Source organism: Streptomyces inusitatus (genome assembly GCF_014651115.1).
Lineage (GTDB): Bacteria > Actinomycetota > Actinomycetes > Streptomycetales > Streptomycetaceae > Streptomyces > Streptomyces amakusaensis.
In genome coordinates, this window is the sequence record NZ_BMWG01000001.1 from 229,030 (window position 1) to 241,866 (window position 12,837).

A 12,837-nucleotide genomic window follows, 5' to 3' on the forward strand; every position below is an offset into this window, starting at 1 on the left:
CTCATGGATCCGGCGCGCCCTTCGCGGCGCGCCGGATTCGTACGCCCCGGACCGACGGAGCCCGAGGAGAAGGCACGCATGGCGACGACCGAGCACTCCGCCGAACCCGCCGGGGGTCCCCCGTCGACCTCACGGCCTTCGCCGATCTCGCAGTCCTCCCCGCCCTCCCCGCTCTCGCCGCCTCCCGGTGTGGAGCGGCTCTGGCTGGGCCGGGTGCCCGCCCTCGCGGCCGAGGCGCTGGCCCATCGGCGGCTGCTCGACGGCGCGGAGTCGGCCCGTCTCGACGCCTTCCGCCGCCCCGTCGACCGCGACGCCTACGCGGTCGCCCATGTCGCTCTGCGCCGACTGCTCGGCGAGCGGCTCGGCCTGCCGCCCGAGGCGGTCGCCCTGACCCGTAAGCCGTGCACCCAGTGCGGCGGCCCGCACGGCCGCCCCGCGATATCCGGGGACCCGGTGCACTTCTCCCTCTCCCACACCGAGGGCCTGGTGCTGATCACGCTGGCCCCGGTCCCGGTCGGGGCCGATGTCGAGAATCTGCCCTCCGCCGCGACGGTCGACGAGATCGCGGGCGAACTCCACCCGGGCGAGCGCGCCGAGCTGGCGGGGCTGCCGGCCGGGGAGCGGCCCTTCGCCTTCGCCCGCTGCTGGACGCGCAAGGAAGCGGTGCTGAAGGCGTCCGGCGTGGGGCTCAACGAGGATCTGGCCCGCACCCATGTCGGCGCGGGCCCCCGCCCAGTCCAGGTGGCGGGCTGGCGGCTCACCGACGTACCGGTCGACCCCGGCTACGCGGCGGCCGTGGCCGTCGCCGCCGTCCCCTGACCTCCCCGGTCCCACGCCCGCTTTCCGCCCTTCGCACTGGAGACCGACGCCATGGAGTTTGTAGTCTTCGCGACCCTTCCCGGGCTGGTGATCCTGCTCGTGGTCATAGCCTTCGGCGATCAGCTGCTGCGGGCGACCGGGCGCGGCAAGCGGCGGGGGCAGGTCTCCGCGACCGGCTTCGAGCAGCTGCACGCGACGTTCTCGGCGGGCAAGCAGAACGAGCTGAAGGAGCGCCAGAGCGCCCTGCTGATGAAGGACGACGAGGAGGACGGCGCACCGCCGCACCGCTCCACCGTCGATCTGGACGGCGGCCGTGCGGTGGTACGCCTCCCCCGCGCTCCGAAGACCTCCTGAGCCCCCGCCCGGGCCCGGCCGGGGGTTCCCGGTGGTCAGAGGGGCCGGGTCGCCTTGAGCGAGTACATGAGCGGGATCTTCGGCCTCTCCGCCGGGAAGCGGTAGTAGCCGTCGCCGGCGGTGACGAAGTTGTCGAAGCGCGGGAAGAGCGAGGTGTCGTGCTCGTGCAGGAACTCCAGCCGCAGCCCGGTGGCGCAGAGCGCGCTGACGACGTCCCCGATCGGGTGCTGCCACTCCACGCTCCGGGTGTGGACCAGCTCGGCGTCCAGATCCGCGTAGGTGTCGGTCTCGTCCTCGATCCACGGCTCGCGCGAGAAGTAGTCGTGGACGACGTGTGAGCCCGTCTCGTCGTCGAGGACGTCGGTGATCGGATGGAATTCGGCGAGATAGAGGAATCCGCCGGGCGCGACGAGCGAGGCGGCGGTCTCGGCCCAGCGCCGGATGTCCGGGAGCCAGCTCAGCGCGCCGGTGCCGGTGTAGACGATGTCGTACACGGGGTCGGGGACGGCCTCCCGCGCGTCGTACACATCGGCGGCGACGAACGCGGCGCGGTCCGGCCCCATGCCCAGGTCCGCCGCCAGCTCGCGCGCGGCCTCCACCGCCGGCTCCGAGAAGTCGAGCCCCACGACCCGCTTCGCCCCGCGCCGGGCCCAGGCGAGCGTGTCCTGTCCGAAGTGGCACTGAAGGTGCAGCAGGCTGCGGCCGGTCACCTCGCCGACCTCGGCCACCTCGAAGTCGCGCAGCACCTCCTTGCCCGCGCGGAAGGCGTCCAGATCGTAGAAGTCGCTGGCGACATGGACGGGGACGCGTCCGTCCCAGTTGGAGCGGTTGGCTTCGAGCCAGCCGTCGGGAAGTCCGGAATCGGAAGGGGTGGGAGCAGAAGACATGCGTCCGAAGTTATCCACAGGCTGAGGGCGACGCGAACGAATTGTCCGAGGCCCGGCGCAGAATGGGGTCATGACTGAGATCACCGATCCGATGCCCGACTGGGAGAAGCGCTTCCGCGCACCGCGCGTCTCCCTCCCCGACTGGGCGGTGGACGCGCCCGACCGCTCCCTCTTCGTGTCGAACGCCACCGGGACCTACGAGCTGTACGCGTGGGACCGGGCCACCGGCGGGCAGCGGCAGGTCACCGACCGCCCGAGCGGCACGACCGACGGGGTGCTGTCGCCGGACGGCTCCTCGGTCTGGTGGTTCTCCGACAGCGACGGCGACGAGTTCGGGATATGGCTGCGGCAGCCCTTCGAGGGCGGGGAGGATGTGCCGGCCGCGCCTGGTCTCGCGCCCTCCTACTCGGCGGGGCTGGCCGTCGGGCGGCACGGCGCGTCGGTGGTCGGCCGCTCGACCGACGAGGAGGGCACCACCGTCCATGTGGTGCGCGAGGGGGCCGAGCCGGTCGAGATCTACCGGCACCGGGAGTCGGCCGGGGTCGGCGATCTGTCGCACGACGGGACGCTGATCGCGATCGAGCACACCGAGCACGGCGACGCGATGCACGCGGCCCTGCGGGTGGTGCGGCTCGACGGCTCCCCGGTGGCCGAGCTGGACGACACCCGGGGCGGCACCCGGGAGCTGGGTCTTGAGGTGCTCGGTTTCGCCCCGGTGGAGGGGGACACCCGGCTGCTCGTGGGCCATCAGCGGCGGGGCCGCTGGGAGCCGATGATCTGGGACGTGGCCTCCGGGGAGCAGACCGATCTCGCGATCGACCTGCCGGGCGACGTCAACGCGGAGTGGTATCCGGACGGATCCGGTCTGCTGGTCGCGCACAGCTTCGAGGCGCGCGGCGAGCTGTGGCGGTACGACCTGGCCTCGGGCGGGCTGACGCGGATCGAGACCCCCGCCGGCTCGGTCTCGGGGGCGACGGCCCGGCCGTCGGGCGAGGTCGAGTATCTGTGGTCCTCGGCCGCGCTGCCGCCGCAGGTGCGCTCCACCGCGGGCGGGACCGTCCTCGACCCGCCGGGGCTCAAGGCCCCGGAGTCGGTGCCGGTGGAGGATGTGTGGGTCGAGGGGCCCGGCGGCCGGGTGCACGCGCTGGTGCAGCGCCCGGCGGGGACCGAGGGCCCGCTGCCCACGGTCTTCGAGATCCACGGCGGCCCGACCTGGCACGACAGCGACGCCTTCGCGGCCGGTCCGGCGGCCTGGGTCGACCACGGCTTCGCGGTCGTGCGGGTCAACTACCGGGGCTCCACGGGCTACGGCAGGGCGTGGACGGACGCGCTGAAGCACCGGGTCGGGCTGATCGAGCTGGAGGACATCGCGGCCGTCCGCGACTGGGCGGTGAAGTCGGGGCTCGCCGACCCCGGGCGGCTGATCCTGGCCGGCGGTTCCTGGGGCGGCTATCTGACCCTGCTCGGTCTCGGCACCCAGCCCGATTCCTGGGCGCTGGGGCTCGCCGCGGTGCCGGTCGCCGACTATGTGACGGCCTACCACGACGAGATGGAGGCCCTGAAGTCGATGGACCGCACCCTGCTGGGCGGCACCCCGGAAGAGGTGCCCGAGCGGTACGAGGCCTCGTCCCCGCTGACCTATGTGGACGCGGTGCGCGCCCCGGTCTACATCTCGGCGGGCGTCAACGACCCGCGCTGCCCGATCCGCCAGGTGGAGAACTACGTCGACCGGCTGGCGGCGCGCGGCGCGGCCCACGAGGTCTACCGGTACGACGCGGGGCACGGCTCGCTGGTGGTGGAGGAGCGGATCAAGCAGCTCAGGATGGAGATCGACTTCGTCGCCGCCCGGCTGGCCGGGGCAGGCCCGGCGGGGCGGACGGCCCTCGAAGGCACGACCGAGGGGGGCGGACCTCGGTAGCCGAAGCCCGTTCCGTACCGTGGAGGGGTGTACCGCTTCCTGCTGACGCCCCGGTGGTGGGGCATCAATGTCTTCGTCGTGCTGGCGATCCCCTTCTGTCTCTTCATGGGGACCTGGCAGCTCGGCAAGTTCGAGGAACGGGTGGACACCCACCAGGAGGCCAAGCGGGAGCCCGCGCCCGGTGAGCGGGGCGCGGTGCCGCTGGAGGAGCTGCTGCCGGTCGACAAGAAGACCTCCGGCCGGCCCGCCGAGGCCACCGGGGTGTACGGCGAGCAGTTCCGGGTGCCCGACCGGTCGGTGAAGGGCGAGCGCGGCGACTATGTGCTGACGCTGCTGAGGACCGACGGCGGGAAGACGCTTCCGGTCGTCCGGGGCTGGGTCGCCAAGGGCGCTCCCGCCCCGGCCCCTCCCGCCGGCGAGGTCACGGTGACCGGCTGGCTCCAGGCCTCGGAGAACATGGGGACGGACGGTGTGCACACGGCCGGCGGGCTGCCCGCCGGACAGCTCGGGATGATCAGCGCCGCCTCGCTGGTGAACCTCGTGCCGGACGACGTCCACGACGCCTGGATCACCCTGACGGAGGCCGACGGCTCGATGAGGGCGGTGCCCGCCGCCGTCGCCGAGGGCAATGGGCTGGACATGAAGGCGTTCCAGAACCTGGGGTACACCGGCGAGTGGTTCGTCTTCGCGGCGTTCGTGCTCTTCATGTGGTTCCGCCTGGTGCGCCGTGAGGCGGAGGCGGTCCGCGACCGTGAGCTGGGGCTGGAGCCCGAGCCGGTCTGATCCGCCCGTGCCCCGCCCCCTGCGCGCCCCGGCCCCGCCGCGCTCTCAGCGGCGGGGCCGGTGTCATGACCGGGTGGGGCGGGGCGCGGCGGATGCCGGGCCGGCTATCCCGCGCTCAGCAGGCCGGTCTGGTAGACCGTCCCCGCGCAGGCGTTGGGGATGGCCGCCTGGGCCGTCGGCGCGCCCGGATCGGCGACATGGGTCACCGAGATGCTGCCGTCCTGGAGGCCGCCGTCCTCGGTGAGGAGCTGGGCCGAGACTTCCCCGGGGGTCGTGCCGCCGGTGCCCTCGGTCGCTCCGGTCCCGTCGTCCGTGGGGGTCGGGGCGGGGGACTCGCCGCCGTCCGTGGTCGGGCAGGTCTCACTCGGCACCCAGGCGAAGCGCACCTCGTACGACTGGGTCGGCTCCAGCAGCAGCGAATCGGCCTCCAGCGACGGGTCGGGCAGCCCGGTCGCCGGGCCGTCCGCCGTGTGCCGGACCACGCTCACCTTGGCCGGGTCGGCCGCGCCCAGCGTCTGGACGCCGACCGCGCCGCCGCCGACCGAGCAGGCGTCGCCGGAGACGTTGGAGACGCGGAAGACCCCGTACACCTTGCCCTCGGCATCCGGGAGACCGGCTTCCTGCACGGCGACGGAGAGGCGTGCGGCATCGCAGACCAGCGCGTCGGCGGGGGCCTCGTCCGGGGGCCCGGTCGGAGTGTCGCCACCGCCGGTGGAGCCGCCGCCCCCGGTGTCCTTGCCCGGGCGGGTGCCGGGGGACTCGCTCGGCCGGTCCTTCTCCTCGCGGTCCTTGGGCTTCTGGGGCTTTCCGCTGGGGGCGCCGCTCGCCCCGGCCGCCTTCTCCTTGGCCTTCTTCTCCCGTTCCTTCTGCTTCTCGGCCTCGGTCCCGGGACCGCCCTGGATGTTGTCGTTCCCGATCGCGACGGGGCCGGTCTTGTCACCGCCGGACGGGTTCGACACATGTACGAAGGCGGGGATCGCCGTGCCCAGCAGCAGCGCCGCCGCGGCCACCCCGATCAGGGCCTGCCTCTTACGGGCCCGGCGAGCGGGCACCGCCTTGCGCAGATGGTCGAGAGCGCCTTCGGAGGGCGCGAGCTCGTCCACCGCGCCGTGGAACAGCCGCCGCAGGGCCAGTTCGTCCGTGGCGTCGCCCGGGGTCGTGGCCTTGAGCAGCGCGCCGAGGTCCAGGGCGTCGCCCGCCCCGCCCGGCTCGTCCGCGTCCTCGGCTCCGGCCCTCTTCTCCGTACCGCCGGACTTCCCCTGCGTACCGCCGGACTTCTCCGTACCGACGCCGGATTCCTTCACCGCGCCCCCGGTCGCACCGGTCGCGGTGCCGGGTTCCTCGGCCTCGCGGGCCCGTTCCCCGGTGTGTTCCCGGGTCATGCCGTCCGCGTCGCCGCCGTCGTGCCCGGCGTCCGGCCCGTCGCTCGGCCCGTTGTTCGCCATCTTGTTCCCAGTCCGGTCGTCAAACGGCCCGTCCGGCCCGTGCGGCTCAAAGTTGTTCTTGTCGGCGTTCATGCCGAGGCCTCCATGGAGACGCGCAGCGCCGCTATGCCCCGGGAGCCGTACGCCTTCACCGAGCCGAGGGATATGCCGAGCGTCTCGGCGACCTGGGCCTCGGTCATGTCGGCGAAGTACCGCAGCACGAGCACCTCGCGCTGGCGGCGCTGGAGCTTGCGCATGGCCTTGATCAGCGCGTCGCGCTCCAACTGGTCGTACGCGCCCTCTTCGGCGCTCGCCATGTCCGGCATGGGCTTGGAGAGCAGCTTGAGCCCGAGGATGCGGCGGCGCAGCGCGGACCGGGAGAGGTTGACCACGGTCTGCCGCAGATAGGCGAGGGTCTTCTCCGGGTCGCGGACGCGGTTGCGCGCCGAGTGGACGCGGATGAACGCCTCCTGGACCACGTCCTCGCAGGAGGCGGTGTCGTCGAGGAGGAGGGCGGCGAGGCCGAGCAGCGACCGGTAATGGGCGCGGTAGGTCTCGGTGAGGTGGTCGACGGTGGTGCCGGCGGCGGCCGTGTCCGTGCCCTCGCGCTGGGAGGGGATCCGGGTGGTGCGGGGCGTGGGCATCGGAGCGATCACCGGCATGCCGCCTGACGGGCGGCGTCCGCGCCCCGGGCGGGCGAAGGCGCCGCGTGCGCCCGTCGCGGTGCCGGTGCCGGTGCCGTCGGCCGTGCCGCGGTCACCGCGGGCCGGTGCCACTGAACTCCCGCGCGTCGATGCGCCGCGGACCGGGACCGCTGTGCCGCTCCGGAGCAGGCGCATCGGCGCGCTGCTGCGGACCGGCACCACCCCTGCGATGTCGAGTACGTCTGCCACAACTGTTGGACACGCTTCCCCCCGTCAGGGTTGTACGCGTACGCCACCGTCTTTGACGGAGTTTTATTTGCCCTCATGCGTACTCGCTTTTCCCCAATGCCCCATTTTTGCGGCACCGTATTGAGGTGACCGCGAAGACGCCTCACACCAGGCCGCTGGTTGCAGGACCTGGGGAGCGAATTCCTGGCCGCCCCACACTCAGGGCCAAATGGTACAGACCTTCGATCTGTCCACAGGCTTCCCCTGGGGCGTTCACAGATCCTACAAACCGCCACTGACACCACATCCACCCCAGGCCATGAGAAAGCCTGGTCAGGGTGGACCGGGGCGGGAGCGATCAAGGATCAACACCCAGGAATCCGACCGGAAAATCACGGACAAGACACCAGACAACAGACATCTAACGCCAGGGTTGATATCACCGGGAGAATTCGGCGGCGATCGCTTCCGCGATCTGCGCGGAATTCAGCGCGGCCCCCTTGCGGAGGTTGTCGCCGCAGACGAAAAGCTCCAGCGCGCACGGATCGTCCAGCGCCCGCCGCACCCGGCCCACCCAGGTCGGATCCGTGCCGACCACATCGGCGGGGGTGGGAAAGCCGCCCGAGGCGGGATCGTCGTAGAGCACCACACCGGGGGAGGTCGCCAGGATCTCGTGCGCCCGCTCCACCGTGACCTCGCGCTCGAACCGGGCGTGGACCGTGAGCGAGTGGGCGGTGAGGACCGGCACCCGGACACAGGTCGCCGCCACCCGCAGCGCCGGCAGATCCAGGATCCTGCGGGTCTCGTCGCGCAGCCCCAGCTCCTCGGACGACCAGCCGTCGTCCGCCGGCACGCCCGCCCAGGGCATCACATTGAGCGCGAGCGGGGCGGCGAACGGCCCGAGTCCGGCCTCGCCCACGGCCCGGCGCACATCGCCGGGCGTCGAGCCCAGCTCCGTACCGGCGACCAGCGAGAGCTGGGACCGCAGTGCGGCCACCGCGTCCCTGCCCTCGCCGCTGACGGCCTGGTAGGAGGAGACGACCAGCTCCCGCAGGCCGAATTCGGCGTGCAGCGCGCCCACCGCGGGGATCATCGCGAGGGTGGTGTCGTGCGGGCTCGCCACGATGCCGCGCGGACGGATCCGCGCGGCATGGGGGTTGACCTCGGGGACCACCAGCGGGACTTCCGGATCGAGCCGGAAGGCGGCCGAGCTGTCCACGACCACGGCGCCCCGGGCGACGGCGACCGGCGCCCAGCGCGCGGACACCTCGGCGGGCACCAGGAAGAGGGCCACATCGACCCCGCCGAGCGTCTCCTCGCCGAGCGCGAGCACCTCGCACTCCTCGCCGCGCACGGCCAGCACCCGGCCGGCCGAGCGCGGCGAGGCGAGAAGGCGTATCTCGCCCCAGACGTTCTCGTGCTGGGAGAGGATCTCCAGCATCACCGCACCGACGGCTCCGGTCGCCCCGACGACCGCGAGCGCCGGCTTGCGGGTCATCGCCCGGTGCCTCCGTAGACGACGGCCTCGTCGGTGTCGCTGTCCAGGCCGAAGGCGGTGTGCACGGCGCGCACGGCCTCGTTCACATCGTCGGCGCGGGTGACCACGGAGATACGGATCTCGGAGGTGGAGATCAGCTCGATGTTCACCCCCGCGTCGGAGAGCGCCTCGAAGAAGGAGGCGGTGACCCCGGGGTTGGTCTTCATGCCCGCGCCGACCAGCGAGATCTTGCCGATCTGGTCGTCGTAGCGCAGCGAGTCGAAGCCGATCGCGCCCTTCGCCTTCTCCAGCGCGTCGATCGCCTTGGCGCCGTCCGTCTTCGGAAGGGTGAAGGAGATGTCGGTGAGGGCCGTGGCGGCCGCCGACACATTCTGGACGACCATGTCGATGTTGATCTCGGCATCGGCGATCGTACGGAAGATCGCCGCGGCCTCGCCCGGCTTGTCGGGCACCCCGACGACCGTGACCTTGGCCTCGGAGACGTCGTGGGCGACTCCGGAGATGATGGCGTGCTCCACCTGCTGGTCTCCCTGCGGCTGATTGCTGACCCAGGTGCCGCGCAGTCCGGAGAAGGACGAGCGCACATGGATCGGAATGTTGTATCGGCGGGCGTACTCGACGCAGCGGTGGAGCAGCACCTTGGACCCCGAAGCGGCCAGCTCCAGCATGTCCTCGAAGGGGATCCACTCCATCTTCCGGGCCTTGGAGACCACCCGGGGGTCGGCGGTGAAGACGCCGTCCACATCGGTGTAGATCTCACAGACCTCGGCGTCCAGCGCGGCGGCGAGGGCGACGGCGGTGGTGTCGGAGCCGCCCCGGCCGAGCGTGGTGATGTCCTTCTTGTCCTGGGACACGCCCTGGAAGCCCGCGACGATGGCGATATTGCCCTCGTCCAGCGCGGTACGGATCCGCCCGGGCGTCACATCGATGATGCGCGCCTTGTTGTGGACCGAGTCGGTGATGACGCCGGCCTGGCTGCCCGTGAAGGACTGGGCCTCGTGGCCCAGGTTTTTGATCGCCATGGCCAGCAGCGCCATGGAGATGCGCTCCCCGGCGGTCAGCAGCATGTCGAACTCGCGCCCGGCGGGGATCGGGGACACCTGCCCGGCCAGATCGATCAGCTCGTCCGTCGTGTCGCCCATCGCCGACACCACGACGACGACCTGATGGCCGTCCTTCTTGGCATCCACGATCCGCTTGGCGACGCGCTTGATGCCCTCGGCATCGGCAACGGAGGAACCCCCGTACTTCTGCACGACAAGGCCCACGTGCGCTCCTCGCTCGGTTTCTCCACCACAGCCATGTACTGCGGTCGGCTCAGTCTAACGAGCGGTCCGTCCCGATCCCGGGGCAGTCACATCGTGAGACGCGTTGCTCAGAGAGTGATCACGAACCTTGCTCGGAGCGACTACTGCCCAGGCGGCGGCGGTGTACGCCGGGTTGTGCGGCGGCGCACACATGGAACAGGGGGGGCGGCTCAGCCGGTACGCAGACCCAGCGGGGCCGCGATCTCCTCGGCCATCACCTTGCCGGCCTCCTCCGCCAGCGCGTCCTCCGCGAGATCCTCGTCCGTGTCCAGCCCGTCCAGCTCCTGGAGCGGCTGGTCGAGACGGACATGGGCGACCAGCGACTGAAGGGCGCGCAGGGTCGCGGACGCGGTCGGACCCCAGTTGGAGAAGTACGAGAACTGCCACCACCACAGCGCCTCGGTGGTCCGGCCGGCCCGGTAGTGGGCGAGGCCGTGCCGCAGATCGGTGATGATGTCGGCGAGATTGTCGGAGACGCGGAACGCGACGGGGGCCTTGCGCGGCTCGTACGGGTCGAAGACCTCGGAGAACACGTCCACCGGGTCGAGCAGCACCGCGAACCGCTCGCGCAGATCGTCCACATCCGGCTCCGGGCCGGTGTCCGGCTCGTACCTCTCGTCCGGGAGGATGTCCTCGTGCGCGCCCAGCCGGCCGCCGGTCAGCAGCAGCTGGGAGACCTCCAGCAACAGGAAGGGCACCGCGCTGTCGGGCTCGTCGCCCCTGGCGACCTCTGTGGTCGCGACGATGAAGGACTCGATCGAATCCGCGATCTGGACCGCGAAATCGGCGGGGTCCTGATGTGTCGCGTGCAGCATGACATCAGACATCGAGAAGTCGTCTCCCCTCGAAGGCACGCCCCAGCGTGACCTCGTCGGCGTATTCCAAGTCTCCCCCCACGGGCAGACCGCTGGCCAGCCGAGTGACCCGGAGGCCCATCGGCTTGATCATGCGCGCCAGATACGTGGCGGTGGCCTCGCCCTCCAGATTGGGGTCCGTGGCGAGGATCAACTCGGTCACCGTCCCGTCCGCGAGACGGGCCAGCAGCTCACGAATCCGCAGATCATCGGGGCCCACGCCCTCGATGGGGCTGATCGCCCCGCCGAGCACGTGGTAGCGGCCCCGGAACTCCCGGGTCCGCTCGATCGCCACAACGTCCTTGGACTCCTCCACCACACAGATGACGGAGAGGTCCCGGCGCTGGTCGCGGCAGATGTTGCACAGCTCCTGCTGAGCGACGTTGCCGCAGACCGCGCAGAACCGGACCTTGTCCTTCACTTCCAGCAGGGCGTGGGCCAGCCGGCGGACGTCGGTGGGCTCCGACTGGAGGATGTGGAAGGCGATCCGCTGCGCGCTCTTGGGACCGACGCCGGGCAGCCTGCCCAGTTCGTCGATGAGGTCCTGAACCACGCCTTCGTACAACGGACTGCCTCTTCCTCTGCTCGTACAGCCCCTACGGCTCGTACGGTAGTTGCTCCCGCCCCCGCTTTAGAAGGGCGGACCCGGATCAGAAGGGCAGACCCGGCATCCCGCCCAGCCCCTGGGCGAGCGGCCCCATCTTCTGCTGCTGCAACTGCTGCGCGTTCTCCGTGGCGGCCTGCACCGCGGCCACGACCAGATCGGCGAGCGTCTCGGTGTCCTCGGGGTCGACCGCCTTCGGGTCGATCACCAGGGCGCGCAGCTCCCCGGAGCCGGTCACCGTGGCCCGGACGAGCCCGCCGCCGGCCTGGCCGTCCACCTCGGTACGGGCCAGCTCCTCCTGGGCACGGGCGAGGTCCTGCTGCATCTTCTGGGCCTGCTGGAGAAGCTGCTGCATATTGGGCTGGCCACCACCGGGGATCACGGTCACTCCTGTGCACTTCGACGACGGTTGTTCGGTATGCCGAGCCTACGTGGTGCCCGGGCGGCTCGCCGAACCCCGCGACGGCACCTCTTTCGAGTGAGTATCGTGCGGGTCCTCTACCTGATCACCGCCCGGGTGTGGTCGGAAATATTGGGGTTTCCGCCTCACGAGGCACCGTTCGGCGGTAGGAAAGGGCTTGCGCGACAGCATGCGTGCCATACACAAGCACACCCCGCGTCACCGACACCGTCACCGTCACCGTCACACAGAGTCATGCCCCCTTCGTTCATCCGTCACGTCGTTCAGAGGAGTGCCCCGGTGAGCCAGCCGGAGATGCAGCCCGGGGGGCCCGCCCGGGAGGAGCGCGGCGAGGCGCCGCGCGGTGATCTGACCGGAAGGCCCTTCCCGCTCGGCGACTGGGGCGAGCCCGCCGAGCGCCTCGACGAGCTGTTCCGCTGGGTCGAGTCCGGCGCGCTGCGCACCGTGGAGTGGTATCTGCGGGACCGCGTCTGGAAGCGCCGCACCGGCCGCGCCCTGCGCTCCGTCGCCGCCGCCGGCTTCGTCGCCGGGGCCGCCCTCCCCCTCACCGATCTGATCGGCGCCCTCCCCGGCGCCGCCGGCTGGGGCTACCTCGCCCTCCTCCTCGGAGCCGCCTGCCTCGCCTGCGACCGCTACTTCGGCGTGACCTCCGGCTGGATGCGCAACGTCGCCACCGCACAGGCCGTACAGCGCCGGCTCCAGGCCCTCCAGTTCGACTGGGCCTCGGAGAGCGTCCGCGAGGTCCTCGGCCCCACCGAGGGCACCGCCTCCGAGGCCGCCGAGCGCTGCCTCGGGGTGCTCCGCCGATTCTCCGAGGACATCACCGACCTCGTCCGCACCGAAACCGCCGACTGGATGCGCGAATTCGCCGGCACCCCACCCCCCCTCGCCCTCCACTCCACCCCTCTCCCCTCCCCCACCCGCCCCACCGACCCCACCCCTCACCCCACCCGCACCTCCCTCCCCCCGGGCACCCGCCCCAACATGCCCCGCCAACGGCCCCCGGAGTCGCCGCGCTGACATCGGGGAGCTTGTCGGGTGGGTTCCGTCCGGGCGATCGCCCTCGGTTCGTCGGCCGTGCCCGGGGTCCTGAGTA

Annotated in this window: 13 protein-coding genes; 5 read left to right on the forward strand and 8 right to left on the reverse strand. The window is 71.7% G+C overall.

Features of this window, described 5'->3' with window-relative positions:
- Positions 1-78: 78 nt before the first annotated feature.
- Both IE247_RS01010 and IE247_RS01015 read left to right on the forward strand, forming a co-directional pair.
- Entirely contained in the window at positions 79-819 is a 741-nt protein-coding gene (locus tag IE247_RS01010) for a 4'-phosphopantetheinyl transferase family protein (RefSeq protein ID WP_190120894.1), read from the forward strand.
- Positions 820-870: 51 nt separating this feature from the next.
- Positions 871-1,173, forward strand: a complete 303-nt coding sequence (locus IE247_RS01015; RefSeq protein ID WP_190120895.1) for a DUF6191 domain-containing protein — start codon at positions 871-873, stop codon at positions 1,171-1,173.
- Positions 1,174-1,208: 35 nt separating this feature from the next.
- Here IE247_RS01015 and IE247_RS01020 read toward each other — a convergent pair whose 3' ends face one another.
- Positions 1,209-2,060, reverse strand: a complete 852-nt coding sequence (locus IE247_RS01020) for a class I SAM-dependent methyltransferase (RefSeq protein WP_190120896.1) — start codon at positions 2,058-2,060, stop codon at positions 1,209-1,211.
- Between the two features lie 70 nt (positions 2,061-2,130).
- On the opposite strand from IE247_RS01020, the gene IE247_RS01025 reads away from it, so the two are divergent.
- Together IE247_RS01025 and IE247_RS01030 are read left to right on the forward strand one after the other, a co-directional pair.
- Positions 2,131-3,978: a S9 family peptidase gene (locus IE247_RS01025; RefSeq protein WP_190120897.1), complete on the forward strand. Its 1,848-nt coding sequence runs from the start codon at positions 2,131-2,133 to the stop codon at positions 3,976-3,978.
- Positions 3,979-4,005: 27 nt separating this feature from the next.
- Positions 4,006-4,761 carry an SURF1 family protein gene (locus IE247_RS01030; RefSeq protein ID WP_190120898.1) on the forward strand — a complete coding sequence of 252 codons (756 nt, stop codon included), beginning with the start codon at positions 4,006-4,008 and terminating at the stop codon, positions 4,759-4,761.
- A 104-nt stretch (positions 4,762-4,865) separates the two neighbouring features.
- Here the strand turns inward: IE247_RS01030 and IE247_RS01035 are convergent, their stop codons facing one another.
- The 7 genes from IE247_RS01035 to IE247_RS01065 all read right to left on the reverse strand — a co-directional run bounded on the left by IE247_RS01035 (position 4,866) and on the right by IE247_RS01065 (position 11,702).
- Complete coding sequence (locus IE247_RS01035; protein ID WP_229868406.1) at positions 4,866-6,278, reverse strand: hypothetical protein; 1,413 nt, start codon at positions 6,276-6,278, stop codon at positions 4,866-4,868.
- Positions 6,275-6,847 carry a SigE family RNA polymerase sigma factor gene (locus IE247_RS01040; protein ID WP_190121373.1) on the reverse strand — a complete coding sequence of 191 codons (573 nt, stop codon included), beginning with the start codon at positions 6,845-6,847 and terminating at the stop codon, positions 6,275-6,277. The genes IE247_RS01035 and IE247_RS01040 overlap by 4 nt, the downstream gene beginning before the upstream one ends.
- Before the next feature lie 649 nt (positions 6,848-7,496).
- Complete coding sequence (locus tag IE247_RS01045; protein WP_190120899.1) at positions 7,497-8,555, reverse strand: aspartate-semialdehyde dehydrogenase; 1,059 nt, start codon at positions 8,553-8,555, stop codon at positions 7,497-7,499.
- Positions 8,552-9,823 carry an aspartate kinase gene (locus IE247_RS01050; protein WP_190120900.1) on the reverse strand — a complete coding sequence of 424 codons (1,272 nt, stop codon included), beginning with the start codon at positions 9,821-9,823 and terminating at the stop codon, positions 8,552-8,554. The genes IE247_RS01045 and IE247_RS01050 overlap by 4 nt, the downstream gene beginning before the upstream one ends.
- Before the next feature lie 209 nt (positions 9,824-10,032).
- Entirely contained in the window at positions 10,033-10,689 is a 657-nt protein-coding gene (locus IE247_RS01055) for a DUF5063 domain-containing protein (RefSeq protein ID WP_190120901.1), read from the reverse strand.
- Positions 10,682-11,281, reverse strand: a complete 600-nt coding sequence (gene recR, locus IE247_RS01060; protein WP_190120902.1) for a recombination mediator RecR — start codon at positions 11,279-11,281, stop codon at positions 10,682-10,684. Before recR ends, IE247_RS01055 begins: the two co-directional genes overlap by 8 nt.
- A gap of 85 nt (positions 11,282-11,366) precedes the next feature.
- Complete coding sequence (locus IE247_RS01065; protein WP_190120903.1) at positions 11,367-11,702, reverse strand: YbaB/EbfC family nucleoid-associated protein; 336 nt, start codon at positions 11,700-11,702, stop codon at positions 11,367-11,369.
- Between the two features lie 318 nt (positions 11,703-12,020).
- Here IE247_RS01065 and IE247_RS01070 point away from each other — a divergent pair, with 318 nt between their 5' ends.
- Positions 12,021-12,761, forward strand: a complete 741-nt coding sequence (locus IE247_RS01070; RefSeq protein ID WP_190120904.1) for an SLATT domain-containing protein — start codon at positions 12,021-12,023, stop codon at positions 12,759-12,761.
- Positions 12,762-12,837 lie beyond the last annotated feature (76 nt).

Bases quoted from the DNA above. Each gene is read 5' to 3' on its own strand.
- IE247_RS01015 (WP_190120895.1), top strand. From the start codon at position 871: ATGGAGTTTGTAGTCTTCGCGACCCTTCCCGGGCTGGTGATCCTGCTC.
- IE247_RS01025 (WP_190120897.1), top strand. From the start codon at position 2,131: ATGACTGAGATCACCGATCCGATGCCCGACTGGGAGAAGCGCTTCCGC.
- IE247_RS01055 (WP_190120901.1), bottom strand. From the start codon at position 10,689: ATGTCTGATGTCATGCTGCACGCGACACATCAGGACCCCGCCGATTTC.
- IE247_RS01040 (WP_190121373.1), bottom strand. From the start codon at position 6,847: ATGCCGGTGATCGCTCCGATGCCCACGCCCCGCACCACCCGGATCCCC.
- IE247_RS01010 (WP_190120894.1), top strand. From the start codon at position 79: ATGGCGACGACCGAGCACTCCGCCGAACCCGCCGGGGGTCCCCCGTCG.
- IE247_RS01020 (WP_190120896.1), bottom strand. From the start codon at position 2,060: ATGTCTTCTGCTCCCACCCCTTCCGATTCCGGACTTCCCGACGGCTGG.
- IE247_RS01045 (WP_190120899.1), bottom strand. From the start codon at position 8,555: ATGACCCGCAAGCCGGCGCTCGCGGTCGTCGGGGCGACCGGAGCCGTC.
- IE247_RS01035 (WP_229868406.1), bottom strand. From the start codon at position 6,278: ATGAACGCCGACAAGAACAACTTTGAGCCGCACGGGCCGGACGGGCCG.